This is a genomic window from Kosakonia quasisacchari (assembly GCF_004331415.1).
GTDB lineage: Bacteria > Pseudomonadota > Gammaproteobacteria > Enterobacterales > Enterobacteriaceae > Kosakonia > Kosakonia quasisacchari.
Genome location: NZ_SJOP01000003.1, coordinates 211,241 through 228,667, shown reverse-complemented (window position 1 = coordinate 228,667; position 17,427 = coordinate 211,241). Strand labels below are relative to the sequence as shown.

The following is a 17,427-nucleotide window of genomic DNA, read 5'->3' as shown; positions in this document are numbered from 1 at the left end:
TCTACTGGCCTTTTTTAGTTGCGTGTTCCGCCCTTGTATGGACGCAAAGATATTAGGTAAGAATCGGCGGGATGAATACTCGGAATTAAAAACAATGTTAAATATTTGTTTAAAGTGAGTGTCATATCACTCAGGTAACGCGAAATAGCTCACAAAAATACACCCGATTGCGCCATTTGCAAGATAATCTATTGGTATTGGTTTTATTAACAAACGATCAGCGCAGCGGGCACAGCCCCTTCCCTGACGGGAAGAGGCATTCATGCGGGAAATTACAGGATTTCCAGCAGTTCCACTTCAAATACCAGCGTGCTGAACGGCGGAATAGATGCACCAGCGCCGCGCTCGCCATACGCGAGGTTATGAGGAATCGTCAGTTCCCATTTGGAACCCACCGGCATCAGCGTCAGGGCTTCGATCCAGCCAGCAATCACGCCGTTAACCGGGAACTCAGCCGGTTCGCCGCGCGCGACGGAGCTGTCGAACACGCTGCCATCAATCAGTTTACCGGTGTAATGCACGCGCACACGGTCGGTACGTGCCGGGATAGCGCCTTCGCCCTGGGTGATAACGCGGAATTGCAGACCGGATTCGGTGCTGTTCACGCCTTCACGCTCGCGGTTTTCTTCCAGATATTTCACGCCTTCCGCCGCCATCTCTTCGAAACGGGAACGACGCACTGCGTCGGCACGCTCGTGAATTTCACGCAGCGCGCGGTGGACAACATCTACCGGAACAGCGGGTTGTTTGCCTTCCAGTGCATCTGCAATACCTGCGACCAGCGCTTCCGGTAACAGCCCCTCTAACCCGGATTCGCTCAGCTGCTGTCCTACCTGCAAACCAATGCCGTAGCTGGCTTGCGCTTCGATCGTGTCAAAAGTTGGGGTTGTCATGGGTTTTCCTTTCATCGCTTTTTAAGGTAGCGCGCAGCATAACAGCCGCACTGCACCGGGTAAAACTTTGTCGCAGGAAAGATGACAAATCGCAGGGAAAGGGAAAGAATACAGCAAGTAAGATTTATCCCGAATTGCGGTCACAAAATGCAGCTTTTTGTCGACTTTCAGGCAGTTAAAAACAGCGCTCGCCGCGGTTGCGGGATAAAGTGTATATACTCAACGAGACAGGACTTTAAATGACGCGGAGCAGGAGGAAAGCCATGCCCGGGCGATTTGAACTGAAACCTACCCTGGTGAAAATCTGGCATGCCCCGGAGCATTTTCGCCTGATGGACCCGCTCCCGCCATTGCACCGTCGCGGCCTGATCCTCGCGGCTTTGCTGGTGATTATCGGTTTTCTGTTACCGTCAACTGACGACAGCAACCGTTCAACAGCGCCAACCGGTACACGTGAAGCGCAACTCAATCTTCCCACCGCTTCACTGCCGCAACCTTCCACAACGGAACCAACACCGCCGCAGGTGGTGAGCGAGCCGCAGCAGACCGCGCCGAGTGCGGAAGAGTCCGTACAACAGCAGCAACCAGTAGAGCAACAGCAACCGCGCCAGCATGTAGCGCAGAACACGCTGCCCTCTTCCAGCGGAATCGAACAGCAGTGGCGCGCTTACCGCGTTGAAGAGGGGAAAACGCTGGCGCAACTGTTCCGCGACCACAACCTGCCGCCAACCGATGTCTATGCAATGGCAAAAGTGGAAGGTGATGGTAAACCGCTCAGCAGCCTGCAAAGCGGCCAGATGGTGAAAATCCGCCAGAACGCCAACGGCGTAGTGACCGGGTTAACCATTGAAACCGGCGGTCAGCCGGTGCTGTTTACCCGCCAGCCGGACGGCAGCTTTATCCGCGCGCGTTGATGCACTGTGCCGGGTACACGTTACCCGGCTCGTTTGTTAACCCACCAGATCCCTGAGCAGACCAGCACCAGTGCGACCGCGTATTTGATATCGAGGATGTTCTCCCCAAGGAAAATAGCGGAGAGCACCGTACCGGCAACGGGTATCACGAAATTGAACGGCGCAATCATACTCACGCGATTCACTTTCAACAGCATGCTCCACAGGGCGAACGCCACCGACGACAGCAGCGTAAGATAGCCGAGGATCGCCACTGCGCTGAGGCTATGCACTTCCAGCGTTCCGCCCGATAGATAGCCGCCAACCAGCAGAGCAACGCCGCCGATAGCCAGCTGCCAACCGGTCATCACCGTGGGATCGACCGTCTGGGAAATACGTTTGCCATACAGCGTGGCGGCAGAGAGGATAAACGCCGCCAGCACAATGAAACCGTCGCCGTTCCAGACAAAAACAAAATCACGCATACCGCTGTGGAAGTTCACCAGCATGACGCCGGCAAAGCCCAAAATGCAGCCGAGGCTTTTGTTGTAGCTGAGCTTGTCGTTTTGATAGATGAAATGCGCCAACAGCACGCTAAAGAAGGTGCCGGTCGCATTCATGATCGACCCGTTTACGCCAGTGGTATAAGCAAGACCGATATAGAAGAAGGTGTATTGCAGGGTCGTTTGCGTTAACCCGAGCACCGTCAGTTGCCCAAACTGCATAGCCGATAGTCTGCCGATCGGTTTGCGCTGTGCCAACGCGAACAGCAGCAACAACACGCCTGCGAACAGGAAACGATAACCGGCAAATACCACTTTTGAGGGGATGTCGTCGGTGGCAATGTGAAAGAGTTCGTAGCCGTTTTTAATGGCCGGGTAGGAGCTACCCCAGAGCAGACAACAGAGCGTGGCGCAGGCGTAAGCCACATTTCGGCGGGCAAAAACGGGTGTGGGCAAAGCGGTTTCCATGACAAATCTCAAAGATAAAATTGCGTTTCAATTATTATCTGAGGATGCCTAAGAAATATCCACCCTGCAAGGAACAATGACCATTTCTGGTAGTGCTAAAAAGCAAAACGCCGGCACAAAGCCGGCGTTTCATTTCCCGTCGTATTTCGAGTTACAGATGCGTTGGCTGCATTCGCTCATCCCAGTCACTTAGTTATCTAAGCGCCTGGGATTCACTCACTTGCCGCCTTCCTGCAAGCCCGAACTACTTAGGGACATCGCTGTGAGTAACGAATTACTCAGCAACAACGTTTACAGTCAGTTTAGCGAATACTTCGCTGTGAACCTGGAAGTCCACTTCGTGCTCACCGGTAGTACGCAGAACGCCGTTCGGCAGACGAACTTCGCTCTTCGCCACTTTAACGCCAGCTGCAGTTACAGCGTCAGCGATATCGCGGGTACCGATGGAACCGAACAGTTTACCTTCGTCGCCTGCTTTAGACGCGATGGTAACAGAGCCCAGTGCATTGATGCTTTCAGCGCGAGCGTTAGCAGCCGCCAGAACGTCAGCCAGTTTGGCTTCCAGTTCAGCGCGACGTGCTTCGAAATATTCAACGTTTTTCTTGGTAGCCGGAACAGCTTTGCCCTGCGGTACCAGGAAGTTACGAGCGTAACCCGCTTTAACGTTAACCTGATCGCCCAGGCTACCCAGGTTTGCTACTTTATCAAGCAGAATAACTTGCATTACCTTATCCTCTTAAAGTCGTTAATAGACAGCGGCCAATTACTGATGACGATCAGTGTATGGCAGCAGGGACAGGTAGCGAGCGCGCTTGATGCAGCGAGCCAGCTGACGCTGGTATTTCGCACGAGTACCGGTAATACGGCTCGGGACGATTTTACCGCTTTCGGTAATGTAGTTTTTCAACGTTGCGATATCTTTGTAATCAATCTCAACAACGCCTTCCGCTGTGAAACGGCAGAACTTGCGACGACGGAAATAACGTGCCATTTGGCTAGTCTCCAGAATCTATCAATTCAATCTGCTCGGCATGCAGAACCATTTTGCTCAAGCCGTTCTTTGCCTTGTGGCAACTGATGAACCCCTGAACAGTTACTGCGCTGCCGACCGTTATACTGTGAGTAATGGCCTGGTTCTCCTGCCCGCTGATTATTACAGGCATTTGGCACCACGCCTGCCGGTGAAAACCGGCTTCCTCCTGCACAGAACGGTGCTCAAGCACGAACTGGCAGTGAGGAATTCCTGACGGGCTGACCTTACGAAGCGGCGCCCTGCACACTGTGCCGGACAACACCAGGCGGTTGGCCATCAGTAATTACTCTTCAGAATCCCCAGCATCTGCATCATCTGAGGTTTCATTTGCGAAATCATCGCGACGTTCACGACGCTCGTCTTTCGCTTTAACCATCGGAGATGCTTCAGTAACAGCGTGTTTAGTACGCATAACCATGCTGCGGATAACGGCATCGTTGAAGCGGAAGTTTGTTTCCAGCTCATCGATAACTTCCTGCGGAGCTTCAACGTTCAGCAGAACGTAGTGTGCTTTGTGCAGTTTGTTAATCGGGTAAGCCAGCTGACGGCGGCCCCAGTCTTCCAGACGGTGGATCGTACCTTCTGCTGCAGTGATTGCACCAGTGTAACGTTCGATCATACCCGGAACCTGTTCGCTCTGGTCAGGATGGACCATAAAAACGATTTCGTAATGACGCATCGAATTGCTCCTTACGGATTATTCAGCCTCCTGTCTGGGTCAGCCGAATCCCGGGGAGGCAAGGAACGTGATTAAAGGTCGGCTGAAAAATTGACGCGCCATAATACTGGTCTACCCAAACAAACTCAAGGCTATTACGCAAATAATTCGCACTAAGCGCAAAGATAAGTGAGTAAGGCGAATTAAAATTAATCACAACGCATTACGGCATTTTTTTGAATGACTGCATCAGAAATGGTCGCGATACCTTCTCGGGCTAACGCGTAAACTTTAAACAGGCCTCAAATATAAGGAGGAGAGATGTTGAGAAATTAAAAAATGACGCATTATCGGAGCATAACATCATGAAATACATCGCAATATTATTAACAACCTTGCTGCTTAGCGCCAATGCCGCAGCGGCAATTAAACTCAACAACCAGCAAGCCCGCAACATGGACGATGTGCATAGCTTAGGCGTTATCTATATCAATCATAACTTCGCCACCGAGCATGAAGCGGACGAGGCGCTCAATGACGAGGCCGACGCGCGCAGCGCAAAATATTACCGTGCAGAACTCACTCATGAGCCGGGGAGCAACGGCAACCTGCACGCCAGCGCGTTTATCTACCGCTAATTACACGTTTTACAGGCCAGTCCCTCTTGCATTTGCGGCCCCACATTGGGGCCGCACTCCGACGTGAGAATTCTTTTCTTATTCCCCTTATCAAACTCCTTTCCGGCAGGTTTAATAGCGCTCTGGCTGCGGTGATGGAAAGTTGCGAGGAAAGTCATGCTCAAGCGGTTTTCAACGTTAGGTCGCATACCTGCGGGGGTCTGGGTATTAGGCGGCGTCAGTATGTTGATGGATATTTCATCGGAGATGATCCACAGCTTGCTGCCGCTGTTTATGGCCACGACGCTCGGCGCAAGCGTCGTGATTATTGGCCTGATTGAAGGGCTAGCGGAAGCCACCGCGCTGATGGTGAAAGTCTTTTCCGGCATGCTCAGCGACTATATCGGCAAACGTAAAGGGCTGGCGCTGCTGGGTTATGGTATGGGCGCATTAAGCAAGCCGCTGTTTGCGCTGGCCTCGACGTCCGGCCTGGTGTTTGGCGCTCGCATGATGGACCGGCTTGGCAAAGGCATTCGCGGCGCGCCGCGCGATGCGCTGGTTGCCGATGTCACCCCGGCTGAAATCCGCGGTGCGGCGTTTGGGCTACGTCAGTCGCTGGACACCATTGGTGCATTCCTCGGGCCATTGCTGGCGGTCGCATTGATGCTGCTATGGAATGACAACTTCCAGGCCGTGTTCTGGATCGCGGTGATCCCCGGTGTTCTGGCGGTCGCGTTGCTGTTCTTTGGCCTGCACGAGCCGAAAACACCCATCACCCAAAAGCGCACCAATCCCATTCGCCGTGAAAATCTCAAACAGCTAAGCCGTGCATATTGGTGGGTGGTGGCGCTCGGCTTTATCTTCACCCTTGCCCGCTTTAGCGAAGCATTTTTGGTGCTGCGCGCCCAGCAGATGGAAATCCCACTGGCCACCATTCCGCTGGTGATGGTTGCCATGAACCTGGTCTACTCGGTCACCGCGTATCCGTTTGGCAAATTGTCGGACCGTATCAGCCATAGCCGGTTATTACAGTTAGGCCTGGTGGTGCTGATCTTCGCAGATATAGCGCTGGCGCTAAGCCAGCACTGGAGTACGCTGCTGCTCGGTGTCGCCTTGTGGGGCGTGCATATGGGCATGACGCAAGGCTTACTCGCGACCATGGTTGCCGATACCGCACCGGCAGAACTGCGCGGCACAGCATTCGGCATGTTCAATCTGATTAGCGGCGTTGCGCTGCTGCTGGCGAGCCTCGGCGCCGGGATTTTGTGGGAAAGCCACGGCGCGGCGTCAACCTTCTGGGCGGGTGCCATCATCTGCATTCTTGCGCTGGTGATTATCCGCCTTCGCCGAACGGCTTAAAGGTAACGACTAAAAAAGTCCGTTGTCGCACTCAAGGCTTGCGGGGTAATACGATGCGTTACCCCGGCTTCCCACTGATAAGTGAGATGCGCGTCCAGCCCCTCTTCTTGCAAAGCTTGCTGTAAACGGAACGATTCCGCCGCTGGCACCACATCATCCTGCTCGCCGTGCCACAGCAGCAGCGGGCGATCGGCAATGTGCGCCAGTTGCGTACTGGCATCCCAACGTGAGAGCGGAGCAATTATCGTGTCGAATTCACGCTGCTGTTCCGGCGTCGTCACGGCCAACGGCGGGAAAAGCGTGCGCGCAAGCGAGGTGAAATAGCCGGACCCCATCAGGCTTGCGACGCAGCGCACTTCCGGATGCTGGGTCATAATGCCCAGCGCAGTCATTGCGCCCATCGACGCGCCGCCGACCGCCAGCCGCTGATTATCAATTAATTCAAGGTGCTCCAGCGCGTCGCGCAGCACGGTGAATTCTTCAATATTGCCCTGCAAAATTTGCCAGAACTGGTGTAAACGCCGTTCCACATCGCCGCTAAAGCGCGCGCCATGATCCGGTGCGTCTGGCATAACCACGCGAAAACCGGCTTGCGCCAGCGCCACGGCAAAGTAGCTGTAGACCAGCTTTGACGAGGTGAAGCCGTGATAAAACACGACACAAGGCAGCGGTTTGGCGCGTTTTCCCGCCGGGAAGGCATGCAGCGTTTCGACACCTGCAAATTGTTCAACCTGAAGTTCAATCATCACTCCCTCCTTGATCTATAGTGCTGGTATGCCACTGGCGACAAGGTGGCGCAAGTCCGATTTCGCATGAGCATCTGACGACGGTGAGAGATAGATTACGCTTTCAAAACACTTTCATTCGAAATTAGTGCTCGGGATAACATTTCGGGAACATTCCCCCAAACGGAAATTCACCAGGAACTACACTATGGCAATCAGGAGAGATGAGAAAACCATGCGTGCTTTACCGTGCTTACTGTTCGCCTTGTTATTAAGCGGCTGCGCAGTGCTGGAAGGTAAGCCGCAATCTGCACCGCCGGTTAGCGACCATCCGCAGGAAATCCGCCGTAATCAAACGCAGGATCTTCGCGAGATTGGTGCCGTTAGCGTAACGGTACTGGGTTCTCCCATGGACGTGGAAGACGCAATCAAAGCCAAAGCCGTGGCCGCCGGCGCCAATTATTACGTCATCATCATGATGGATGACACCATAATTCCCGGTCGTTGGTTCGGACGCGCCCTGCTGTACAGACAGTAGCGAGGCGTTGATTTTCAGGACATTTACATTGCTTTGCGTCCATTGATGTTCTCCTGTGCACAATAGGATTTTTCGAATCCGTTGCGCGAAAGGAAGCCCTGCAAACAATCGGGGTAACGTAAAATGGAGCTGACTATGAAACGATCTCTTGCCTTAAACTCACTGTTGCTTTCTACCGGTTTGCTAAATACAACAGCGCAGCCTGCAGAGTTCGCCAGCGCTGACTGCGTGACGGGATTAAACGAAATCGGTCTTATCTCCGTCAATAATGTCTCAGGGAGCCTACAGGACGTGGAGCGGGTTATCGCGTTAAAAGCAGATGAACAGGGAGCCTCCTGGTATCGCATTGTGCGAATGCAGGAAGATCAACAAGTTGACAACTGGCGAGTGCAGGCCATTTTGTACGCCTGAGCCGCTGGAAAAAGCCACCTAAATTGGGTGGCTTTTTTATGCCCCTACAATCATTAAGATTATGTTATCGTAAGGATACACCAATGTAACATTTTGTTACATTGACAAACTAAATGTTATCGTAATTGTGCCGTTGAAGGAGCCTCATACACAGAACAACGGACAAATTATGAGCGCCTTTTTTCGTCGCGCCGGTCTCGGTGCAAAATTGTCACTTCTGACTGGCGCAAGCGTTGCAACGCTTTTCCTTTTATTCACTTTTCTGATGAGCAATAAAGCCAGCCAACAGCTGGAAACGCTGGCCATGGAAGACTTGCACAGCCAATCCAGCGGAGTGGTGGATATGGTTGAAATGTTCAACAGTAGTCTCAGTGATGAGGTGGAGAGCTACACGCGCTTGTTCAGCAGTTTTCTGCCACAGCCGCTCGCGGTTGATCCCCAGCAGCGCCGTGAGATTAACGGTATTGATGTACCGCTCTTCAAAGGCGGCGATACCGAACTGCATAACAACAATGCTATCCCGGACGATTTCCTCAACCGTACAGGTGCTATCGCTACGCTATTCGTGCGCAGCGGTGACGACTTTGTGCGCGTCGCCACATCGCTGCGCAAAGAGAATGGCGATCGCGCCATCGGCACTAAGCTGGATAAAGCCAGCCCGGCATTTGCGCCAGTAATGAAAGGTGAAGTCTATCGCGGGCTGGCGATGCTGTTTGGCAAACGCTACATCACCCAATACCAACCGGTAAAAGACGCCAGCGGCAACACCATTGCCATTCTGTTTGTTGGCGTCGATATCACCCGTTCGTGGGAGGTGATGCGCAATAAAATTCTGGGTCGAAAGCTGGGTGAAAGCGGCCATTTCTTCGTGCTTGATCGCAACGAAGGCAAGAACTACGGCAACTATCTGTTCCACGATACCGAGGAAGGCAAACGCCCGCAGTGGGATGAAAAAGATCTGCAAACCCTGCTGACAAACAACAGCGGTACGCTGGCGCGCCAGAGCGCAGACGGCCGTGAATTGCTGATGTCTTACACCGTGTTGCCCGGCTGGAACTGGACAGTCGTTGGTGAAGTCGACAAAGCGGTGCTGCTGCGCGATGTCACCACCATGCGTAACCAGTTCCTGCTGGCTGGCGTGGTAGTTTCCCTGCTGTTCGCTGCGCTGTTTGTCATTATCATTCGCCGCTGGCTCAGCCGCCCGCTGCGTAACGTTATTGAACTCGCTCAGCAGTATTCGGCAGGCGACCTGCGCGCCACACTGGTGGTTGATCGTCATGATGAAGTGGGTCAGTTGATCGAGGCCATTAACGGCATTGGCGATGGGTTACACAAGATTGTGTTACAGGTGCGCGAATCCGCCGCCGAAATTAACCTCGGCACCAACGCGTTGGCCGCTGACAGCGGCGAGATCAGCGAGCAGATCAATAAGCAGGCCAGCAGCGTGGAGGAAACCTCTGCCAGCATGGAGCAGCTTGCCGCCACCGTGCAGCAAAACGCCGCCAATATGGAACAGACGCAAAGCCTGGTGAATGAAACTACCGACGCGGTGCAAAAAGGCGGTAAAACCGTCGATCACTCAGTGGCGACAATGGAAGACATTCGCGCAGCATCGCAGCGTATTGCCGACATTACCCACGTGATTGAATCCATCGCTTTCCAGACCAATATCCTCGCGCTGAACGCCGCGGTGGAAGCTGCGCGTGCGGGCGAACACGGCAAAGGGTTTGCCGTGGTTGCTCAGGAAGTTCGTGCCCTGGCCGCGCGCAGTGCCAACGCGGTAAAAGAGATTGAAGCGCTGATTGGCGATACGCTGAAAAAAGTGGGCGAAGGACATTCCCAGTCAGAAGCCACGCGCGTTGCCATGCAATCGATCATCAGCCACATGGATCAGATCAACCAGTTGGTGCATGAAATCAACCATGCTTCCCGCGAACAATCAGCGGGAATCAACCAGGTTAACCTGGCGATGACGCACATTGGCGATGCCACGCATGTCAACGCCGGGCGCGTTTCGCAAAGTGAGGAAACCGCCCGCACGCTGCGGGAAAAAGGCGCACACCTGAGTGAGCTGGTAAGCCTGTTCCGCCTGAAGATGGATTAATTTGCCGCACCCGTGGCGCGTAGCAGCAGGTCGTTTTGTACCTGCTCGCCAATCGGCGACGTGCCACGGGTATCCAGCATCATCTGGCACCACGCCTGCGCCATCGGCGGCGACGCGTGGCGCAGCATTTGCGCCCCTGTTCCCAGCCGCCAGAGCAGCTGCGTTATCTCCCTTCCCTGCGTTTCATCTGGTCTGCGTAGCCGCTGTTGTAGCTGCCGCCATGCGCGATCAAAATGGCGATCCTGCCCTTTCACCGCCGCAAAATCGTTACTGAGCAAATCCACTATGCCCGGTTGTTTGCCCAGCACGCGCAGCACATCCAGGCACATGACGTTGCCGGAGCCTTCCCAGATGCTATTGACCGGCATCTCGCGGTACAGGCGCGGTAATTCGCTCTCTTCGCAATAGCCGATACCGCCAAGCACTTCCATCGCTTCGCCGACAAACGGGATCCCGCCCTTACAAACTGCAAATTTTGCCACTGGCGTAAACAGGCGTGCAAAGAGCGCTTCTTGCTCATTGCGGCGGCTGTCCCATGCGCGGGCAAGGCGAAACAGCATGGCGGTTTGCCCCTCCAGTTCCAGCGCCATCCGGCTCAGAACATGACGCATAAGCGGCTGATCGACCAGATTTTTGCCAAACGCCTGTCGCCGGTGCGCATGATACAGCGCAACGGAAAAAGCCCGGCGCATCAGCCCATGGCTCCCCAGCGCACAATCAAAGCGCGTCAGCCCGCCCATTTTGAGGATCTGCCGCACGCCATCGCCCTCTTCGCCAAGCAACCAGCCGCTGGCATCGCAAAACTCCGCTTCGCTACTGGCATTGGAGCGGTTACCGAGTTTCTCTTTCAGGCGCTCAAGCCGCACACCGTTACGTTGGCCGTCAGGCAGAAAACGCGGCACAAAAAAGCAAGAGAGTCCGCCTTTGGCCTGCGCCAGCACCAAATGCGCATCGCTTTGCGGCACGGAAAAGAACCATTTGTGCCCCACCAGCCGATATTCATCACCGCTTTTTTCCGCTCGGGTGGTGTTGCTCAATACATCCGTTCCGCCCTGTTTTTCAGTCATTCCCATACCGATGAGCAGGCCGCGTTTCTGATTGCCCGGCGCTAAATGAGGATCGTAACGATCGCTTAGCAGCGGTTTTAACCATTCATGAAAAGGTTTCGGCAATGCCTGTTGCAGCAGTGGCGTCGCGGCGAAGGTCATGGTGATGGGGCACAGCGTGCCGGATTCTACCTGGGCGTGCAGCACAAACCGGGCTGCACGCGCGACAAAAGAACCGACGCGCGCCTCCTCTTCCCAGGCCAGGTTATGCACCCGGTTGGCGCACAACCCCTGCATCAACAAGTGCCAGGCAGGGTGGAAACGCACATCATCCAGCCGTTCGCCGGTGGTGTCATAGCGCAGCAGCTCCGGAGGATTGGCGTTGGCTAATCTTCCCAGCTCCAGCGATTCCGCCGCACCCAATTGTTGGCCAATGCTGGCGAGCAGCTCGGCGTCCCAGGCCGCGCCTTCGCGCATTACCGCCTCACACAGGGGACGATCAGAGAGAAAAAGATTGCTGTTTTTTAACGGGATCGGTTGGTTAAAAACGGTATGAGTCTGCCAGTGCATCGTGTGTCCCTCCTTCAATGGCAATGAAGATAAGTATGGACAGCCTGCGCGAACGCTGCATGGGAGTGGGCTCACAAGGCCGCGATTTGGCGACAATCATTCGTGAAACGGCTCACACAATATAAGAATAATATATTTCATGAATAAGATTATTGATGAATAATTTATTCTCACCTTGCCAAAGAGAATCCCAATGCCAGCTTCCCAACGTGCACCGAATGCGCACAAGCGCGCTTTAATTGCAGGCTCGATCGGCAACTTTATCGAGTGGTACGAATTCGCGGTCTACGGCTTTCTCGCGACCGTTATTGCGAAGAATTTCTTTCAGCTCTCGGGCGAAACGGGGCTGACCAGCCTGATCCTGACTTACGCCTCCTTTGCCGTCGCCTTTTTCTTTCGCCCGCTGGGGGCAATGGTGTTCGGCCGTATCGGTGACCGGATTGGTCGCAAACCGACGCTGATTATCGTGCTGGTGATGATGACGCTCGCTACCGCCGCAATAGGTCTGGTTCCGGTGTATGCCAGCATTGGCGTCGCCGCGCCGCTCATCATCACCGGTTTGCGCATTTTGCAGGGTTTGTTTGCCGGGGGCGAATACGGTGGCGCAGTATCACTGATGACGGAGTTCGCGCCGCGCGGCAAACGCGGGCTGTATGGCGCATGGCAATCTTTTACCGTGGCGCTGGGGCTGCTGGCAGGTGCCGGAATTGTGGCGCTGCTTTCCGCGTTGCTGACGCCAGAAGCATTGCATGACTGGGGCTGGCGCATCCCCTTCTTCCTTGCGCTGCCGATGGGCGTTGTCGCGCTGTGGCTTCGGGTGAGCATGGAAGAGACGCCTAGTTTTGTGCAACAGCAGGCGCACCCCGTTGCCGAACGCGCCCGGCTCAACGACACGTTTAAAGCCATCTTTATGGGTATTGGCCGGGTGATGGTGTGGTCTGCCGCCGGTTATACCTACCTTGTTATCATGCCCGCGTATTTACAGTCGGCGCTGCACACGGGCTTTAATCAGGCGCTACTGATTGCGGTGATATCCAATATTGGCTTTGCGCTGACGATTATTCCCTCCGGCATCCTGAGCGATCGCATCGGGCGTCGCGCGGTGATGGTGATTGCCACTGCGCTGCTACTGATCCTGGCATTGCCGTTGCTGAAAATCTTGCAGGCGGAATCAAGCACGCTGGCGATAAAAGCGGTGGTGGTGCTAGTGGCAGGCGGGTTGGTCGGTATGCTGGCAGGGCCAGGTCCGGCGATGCTTGCGGAGATGTTTCCAACCCGCGTGCGCTATACCGGGCTTGGGCTGGCTTATTCGCTGTCGAACGCGCTTTTCTCCGGCTGCGCGGGGTTAATCATCACCGGTCTTATCAAAGAGACGGGCAATGTCGACATCCCGGCCTATTACGTAATGGCAACGGCGCTGGTCAGCATTGTGGCGCTGATGACGCTCAAAAAAGATGACCATTTGCGCTCGCTCGAAGAGTAACGTTCGTTGCCCGGCAGCGTTGCGCTTGCCGGGCGGTGCATTACCCGGCGATGTAATGCGGCACAAACCGCGACGTATCTTTGGTAATCAGGGTGCAATCTTCGCGGATGCCCATGCCAACGGCTTCATCGTCTACCACCCAACTGCCAATCAGCGTGTAGCTGTCGCCAAAGCGCGGCAGCGGCTGAAAAGCCTGGTAGATCATCGGTTCTTCACCGTAGTCGCCCTCTTCATGGTCAATCACGTTATGCGCCCCGTCGAAGAGGGTGACATTGCCACCTTCGCGGGAAAACAGCGGTTTGCGCACATAGCTCGTTCCCGCCGCGATTTGTGGTTTTTCCCCGTCAAACCAGGCGGGCAGTAGGTTCGGATGATTGGGGAAGTAACGCCACAGCAGCGGCAATAGCCCCTTATTGCTGAGCACGCTTTTCCACAACGGTTCCAGCCACTGCTCGCGGCGTTTACACAGCAATGGGCCGTTTTCGTCGCGCATCATCCATTCGAGTGGGTAGAGCTTAAACACCTGGCGAATGACGTTATCATCCAGATCCGTCAATACACCGCCCAGCCCCAACCCAACATCTTCGATATAAATAAACCGCGTATCGAGGCCAGCCTGGCGGGCGCAATCCTCAAGATAGAGCACCGTGCCGCGATCTTCCTCGGTTCCTTTACAGCAGCAGAAGTAGAGCGGATTACGGCTCTGGATTTCGGCGAAACGGGCAATCAACTTGTCCTGAATGGCATTGTACTGATCGGCGTCGCGCGGGAGCGTACCGTTACGCCGCGCATCCTCCATCCACAGCCACTGGAAGTAAGCCGATTCGTACAGCGACGTCGGCGTATCGGCGTTGTATTCGAGCAATTTCACCGGGTCTTTGCCGCACCAGACGAAATCCATCCGCCCGTAGAGCGACGGATCGCGGTTACGCCAGCTTTCGGCAATCGCATCCCAGTACAGCGGCGGGATCGCCAGTTGGCGAAGGATCGCCTCGTCCGCCACGGCGCGATCCACTACCTCAAGGCACATTTGATGCAGTTCAGCGGTCGGCTTTTCGATCTGCTCTTCAATCTGGCGCAACGTAAAACGGTACGCCCGGCTCTCATCCCAGTAGATTTCATTATCAATAATATGGAAGTCGAAACCGTGATCGCGGGCGATCCGCTCGAGGTCCGGGCGCACAGCAACATCATGACGCAGCATCGTTAGCCTCCCCAGCTTCCGCGCGCGCTGGAAGAGCGCCCAAAACCGCCACGTGATGAGGTGGTTGCCTTTTTGGTGGTGTAGCCATAATGGCTGCTCGCACTGCTGGTTCCACCGGAGCGCCAGCTGTAATCTCCGTCGCGGTTGCGCCACACCGGGCGGGAAGCGTAGGTACTTCCGCCGCTGCTGTAGCTGTATTGCTCATCCCGGTCTTTGCGCAAGGCTTTACTGAGCAGAAAACCACTGAGCACCGGCATCCAGCGCTGGCCAATATTGTCGTAGTAGCAATTATCGTATTGCTGTACGCAATACGGCTGCGACATATTGCGCGGGATCTCTTGCTCAAAGTTCATGCGCGCATTATTCCACGCATCGTTACACACCTGCGCGGTGTTACCATCGTCAACACAATCCTGCTGCGAGGTGTAATACACCCCGTCACCGTCGTTATCGTCTTTATGATCGTTGCAGCCTTTTAAAGCAAAAAAAGCTGCGCCACCCATAATCGCCAGCGTCAGGTACTGCCCGCTTTTACGCTCTTTCGGCTGGCTGAAAATCGGCCGCTGGGCGCGGCTCTGCGCAGGCGAAAGAAGGGGATTTTTTTGCCGATTTGGTCGCTTTCTGGCCATGATGTTCCATTACCACGTCATGCAGGCGGCATTAAAAATCCCGCCCGCCAGTGCCGCCGCCCCCATAAATAACCCGGCGGCAGTATTGCTATTAATTATCTTGTCACTCAGTTTCGGCATATAAAGACGAACACCGCCGTAAACAAGTAATTGCACCACCAGCGCAATAACACCCCAGATGAGATAATCCGGAATACTCACCGAGTTAATGGCAGCACTCGAGAGCGGAATAATATAGCCCAGCAGCGAACCACTAAACGCTAACGAGGCGGCGACATTGTTCTCTTTAATTAATCGCCATTCATCGTGTGGGGTAATGCGCGTATAAACAAAAAGAAAACAGAGCACCATCGCAATGCCAATAAAGAAATAAGAGCAAAACGCCAGTAGCGCCCCCAGAATATGCATGTCTACTCCCATAATTAACCAATGACCTTTAAGGATGTCAGGGGAATATCCACCCCCAGCGCGCGCGAGTAGATCCATTCCGGCTGGTTTTGCCCATTGAATGTCTCTTCGCCATTCAACAGCAAATATTCAAAAACGTCAGCGGTAACTTCGCGCTGGTACGCCATCATAAAATTGTGGACTTCCCAGCTTGCGCCAGCGTGGTTGTTGACGGTTTCCAATGTGTAGACCGGTTCGATATCGCCCCGCTCTTCAGCGTTAAACACGCGCTGCCACTGGCAATCGCGCCAACGTAGCGCGGGCTTACCCATCGCGTTTGCGCTCAGCATATCGCGCCAGGCTTTTTCACCGGAAACCCCCGCGCTCTCTTCATACACAAACAGTTTGATGTCATCAATGTTGTGCGTTTCCAGGCCGCCGGAGGTGCTGATTTGCAGGAACTCATCGCCCGTTGTGTAGTAGCGATGAATCATGCATCCGGCGCCGAGATCGAACGAACCGCACGCGCCAATGGTGTACTCTTCGCCGGGAAGCTGAACCAGCAAATCGTCTTCGCACAGGCGGAACAGCAGCGTATCAATGGTGAAACCCGCGTGCAGATGCAACCCAAGCGGACCTCTTACCGGGGCCGCCGCATCAGGCCGCCCCAGCAGATTTTTCAGAAAAGAGAGCATCACGGTTTTTGTTGCTGTTGCAGACGCGCCAGCACATCCTGTGCAGAGGTTTTATCACTGCCGCCAATACCGGCCTGCGCCAGTTTTTCATCAAGATCGCGCCCGTCTGCCACTTTCTCAAGCTGCGTTGCCGCGTTCAGTCGGGCCTGGCGTTCAGCCTGACGCGCCTGCAGGCGTTTCAGGGACTCTGCCGCCGTCGCCACGTTGTTTGACGCGCCTACGGTAGAGGTGGTGACAGCCTGTTGCGCGCGCTGCATCGCATCGGTGGCTTTAATCACTTCCAGTTGCTGCTCAAACTGCTCAATACGTTGCGCGGTGGCGGTCACCGCTTTTTCAACGGCATCGCGCGACCTTTCAAGGTTCGCCAGCACTTGCTCTTCCGCCGCAAGGGTATTTTCCAGACGGGCAATTTCGCTGGCGACTTCATTCAGCAAACCGGCGTCCACATTTTTCGCCATTGCTTCCAGCGCGCGGGCTTCGAGGCTTTCCTTACGTTCGCGTAAATCGTTGAGTTTGTCGTTGCTCAACTTAACGCGTGCCAGCAGGTCGACGCGGGATTTACCTGCTTTATCCAGCTCAGCGCGCGCGTCGCGGATATGCTGCTCCAGCATGCGCACACCCTGCGTCTCTTCAATCGACTCTTCCGCCTGAGCAATAAAGGATTTACCCAGCGTAAACAAGCTTTTTAAAATTCCCATACAACCACTCCCTGACAATGTTATTGGGTAAAACCATCGGTTAGTTCAGCAAGATCCAGCGCGTTTTGCGCAAGCGTGGAGATTTCGAGCAGGATATCGTCGAGCGAGGAGTTAAGCGACAGCGCGCCGAAGGCGACATAATACTCTTCCCCACCGACAGGCGAGATGCCAACAGAAGATAAAGGTAAGAGTTTTTGATTGCGCAGCAGGAAAACGTTAAAAGCATCCTGCTGTTTAATTTCACTTAAAGGACAAATATAGGTTTCAATAATTATCTGCCGGGAAGTCAGTAACAGATTTAATTGCAAATCGCCGTAGTCATCCAGCTTGATAATTAACGCATCGGCTTCATGTTGAATAGTTAAATTAAGCGTCGTTGATTGCAATAATGCCGCGCTCAGTGTCTCTACAGTCCATGCCATTATTTATATCCTGATTATTCCATCGCAATAAAAGTAAAAAGAGAAAATATCTGCCGGCAAATTCTACCAGTCTTCAGAGCAAAAAAAACCA

General features: G+C 54.3%; 21 protein-coding genes. 7 read left to right on the top strand and 14 right to left on the bottom strand.

All coding sequences use genetic code 11. The annotated features are described in order from the left end of the window. Positions 1 to 272 precede the first annotated feature (272 nt). Positions 273 to 893 carry an FKBP-type peptidyl-prolyl cis-trans isomerase gene (fklB, locus tag E0L21_RS04895; RefSeq protein ID WP_020456255.1) on the bottom strand — a complete coding sequence of 207 codons (621 nt, stop codon included), beginning with the start codon at positions 891 to 893 and terminating at the stop codon, positions 273 to 275. Positions 894 to 1,156: 263 nt separating this feature from the next. On the opposite strand from fklB, the gene E0L21_RS04890 reads away from it, so the two are divergent. Next, a complete protein-coding gene (locus E0L21_RS04890; RefSeq protein ID WP_131407270.1) occupies positions 1,157 to 1,807 on the top strand; it encodes a LysM-like peptidoglycan-binding domain-containing protein in 651 nt (216 codons plus the stop codon). A gap of 20 nt (positions 1,808 to 1,827) precedes the next feature. On the opposite strand, the gene E0L21_RS04885 is transcribed toward E0L21_RS04890, so the two are convergent. The 5 genes from E0L21_RS04885 to rpsF form a co-directional block, all read right to left on the bottom strand. Further along, a complete protein-coding gene (locus E0L21_RS04885; protein ID WP_131407268.1) occupies positions 1,828 to 2,757 on the bottom strand; it encodes a DMT family transporter in 930 nt (309 codons plus the stop codon). Positions 2,758 to 3,031: 274 nt separating this feature from the next. After that, on the bottom strand, positions 3,032 to 3,481 hold the full coding sequence (rplI, locus tag E0L21_RS04880; RefSeq protein WP_131407267.1) for a 50S ribosomal protein L9: 450 nt from the start codon (positions 3,479 to 3,481) through the stop codon (positions 3,032 to 3,034). Positions 3,482 to 3,520: 39 nt separating this feature from the next. Further along, positions 3,521 to 3,748 (bottom strand): 30S ribosomal protein S18, encoded by a 228-nt coding sequence (gene rpsR / locus E0L21_RS04875; RefSeq protein WP_002210155.1) that lies wholly within the window; start codon positions 3,746 to 3,748, stop codon positions 3,521 to 3,523. A 4-nt stretch (positions 3,749 to 3,752) separates the two neighbouring features. Then, a complete protein-coding gene (gene priB, locus E0L21_RS04870) occupies positions 3,753 to 4,067 on the bottom strand; it encodes a primosomal replication protein N (RefSeq protein WP_017459147.1) in 315 nt (104 codons plus the stop codon). Positions 4,068 to 4,073: 6 nt separating this feature from the next. Beyond that, a complete protein-coding gene (gene rpsF / locus E0L21_RS04865) occupies positions 4,074 to 4,469 on the bottom strand; it encodes a 30S ribosomal protein S6 (RefSeq protein ID WP_131407265.1) in 396 nt (131 codons plus the stop codon). A gap of 344 nt (positions 4,470 to 4,813) precedes the next feature. Between rpsF and yjfY the strand changes: the two genes are divergently transcribed. Together yjfY and E0L21_RS04855 are read left to right on the top strand one after the other, a co-directional pair. Further along, positions 4,814 to 5,086 carry a DUF1471 family protein YjfY gene (yjfY, locus tag E0L21_RS04860; RefSeq protein WP_131407263.1) on the top strand — a complete coding sequence of 91 codons (273 nt, stop codon included), beginning with the start codon at positions 4,814 to 4,816 and terminating at the stop codon, positions 5,084 to 5,086. Positions 5,087 to 5,242: 156 nt separating this feature from the next. After that, positions 5,243 to 6,424 (top strand): MFS transporter, encoded by a 1,182-nt coding sequence (locus E0L21_RS04855; protein ID WP_131407261.1) that lies wholly within the window; start codon positions 5,243 to 5,245, stop codon positions 6,422 to 6,424. Here E0L21_RS04855 and yjfP read toward each other — a convergent pair. Continuing rightward, entirely contained in the window at positions 6,421 to 7,170 is a 750-nt protein-coding gene (gene yjfP, locus E0L21_RS04850) for an esterase (RefSeq protein WP_131407259.1), read from the bottom strand. The two genes, E0L21_RS04855 and yjfP, sit on opposite strands and share 4 nt — an antisense overlap. A 187-nt stretch (positions 7,171 to 7,357) precedes the next feature. Between yjfP and bsmA the strand changes: the two genes are divergently transcribed. The 3 genes from bsmA to E0L21_RS04835 all read left to right on the top strand — a co-directional run bounded on the left by bsmA (position 7,358) and on the right by E0L21_RS04835 (position 10,202). Next, complete coding sequence (bsmA, locus tag E0L21_RS04845; protein ID WP_025263747.1) at positions 7,358 to 7,687, top strand: biofilm peroxide resistance protein BsmA; 330 nt, start codon at positions 7,358 to 7,360, stop codon at positions 7,685 to 7,687. Positions 7,688 to 7,810: 123 nt separating this feature from the next. After that, positions 7,811 to 8,098: a DUF1471 family protease activator YjfN gene (yjfN, locus tag E0L21_RS04840; protein ID WP_020456246.1), complete on the top strand. Its 288-nt coding sequence runs from the start codon at positions 7,811 to 7,813 to the stop codon at positions 8,096 to 8,098. 169 nt (positions 8,099 to 8,267) lie between these two features. Next, a complete protein-coding gene (locus tag E0L21_RS04835; RefSeq protein WP_131407258.1) occupies positions 8,268 to 10,202 on the top strand; it encodes a methyl-accepting chemotaxis protein in 1,935 nt (644 codons plus the stop codon). Here the strand turns inward: E0L21_RS04835 and E0L21_RS04830 are convergent. Then, entirely contained in the window at positions 10,199 to 11,818 is a 1,620-nt protein-coding gene (locus E0L21_RS04830; RefSeq protein WP_131407256.1) for an isovaleryl-CoA dehydrogenase, read from the bottom strand. The genes E0L21_RS04835 and E0L21_RS04830 overlap by 4 nt on opposite strands. A gap of 193 nt (positions 11,819 to 12,011) precedes the next feature. Between E0L21_RS04830 and E0L21_RS04825 the strand changes: the two genes are divergently transcribed. Next, a complete protein-coding gene (locus E0L21_RS04825) occupies positions 12,012 to 13,301 on the top strand; it encodes an MFS transporter (protein ID WP_131407255.1) in 1,290 nt (429 codons plus the stop codon). Between the two features lie 40 nt (positions 13,302 to 13,341). Here the strand turns inward: E0L21_RS04825 and E0L21_RS04820 are convergent, their stop codons facing one another. From E0L21_RS04820 to E0L21_RS04795, 6 genes are read right to left on the bottom strand one after another with little or no spacing between them, the layout of a single operon-like run. Beyond that, complete coding sequence (locus E0L21_RS04820; protein WP_131407253.1) at positions 13,342 to 14,505, bottom strand: glutathionylspermidine synthase family protein; 1,164 nt, start codon at positions 14,503 to 14,505, stop codon at positions 13,342 to 13,344. A 2-nt stretch (positions 14,506 to 14,507) separates the two neighbouring features. Beyond that, positions 14,508 to 15,134 (bottom strand): DUF1190 domain-containing protein, encoded by a 627-nt coding sequence (locus E0L21_RS04815; RefSeq protein WP_131407251.1) that lies wholly within the window; start codon positions 15,132 to 15,134, stop codon positions 14,508 to 14,510. 9 nt (positions 15,135 to 15,143) lie between these two features. After that, positions 15,144 to 15,542 carry a DUF350 domain-containing protein gene (locus tag E0L21_RS04810; protein ID WP_131407249.1) on the bottom strand — a complete coding sequence of 133 codons (399 nt, stop codon included), beginning with the start codon at positions 15,540 to 15,542 and terminating at the stop codon, positions 15,144 to 15,146. Positions 15,543 to 15,556: 14 nt separating this feature from the next. Further along, complete coding sequence (locus tag E0L21_RS04805) at positions 15,557 to 16,216, bottom strand: DUF2491 family protein (RefSeq protein ID WP_131407457.1); 660 nt, start codon at positions 16,214 to 16,216, stop codon at positions 15,557 to 15,559. Next, entirely contained in the window at positions 16,216 to 16,914 is a 699-nt protein-coding gene (locus E0L21_RS04800; protein ID WP_131407247.1) for a PspA/IM30 family protein, read from the bottom strand. Before E0L21_RS04800 ends, E0L21_RS04805 begins: the two co-directional genes overlap by 1 nt. Positions 16,915 to 16,934: 20 nt before the next feature. Further along, the gene (locus E0L21_RS04795) at positions 16,935 to 17,336 is read right to left on the bottom strand and encodes a YjfI family protein (RefSeq protein ID WP_131407245.1); all 402 of its coding nucleotides are present in this window, start codon (positions 17,334 to 17,336) and stop codon (positions 16,935 to 16,937) included. Positions 17,337 to 17,427 lie beyond the last annotated feature (91 nt).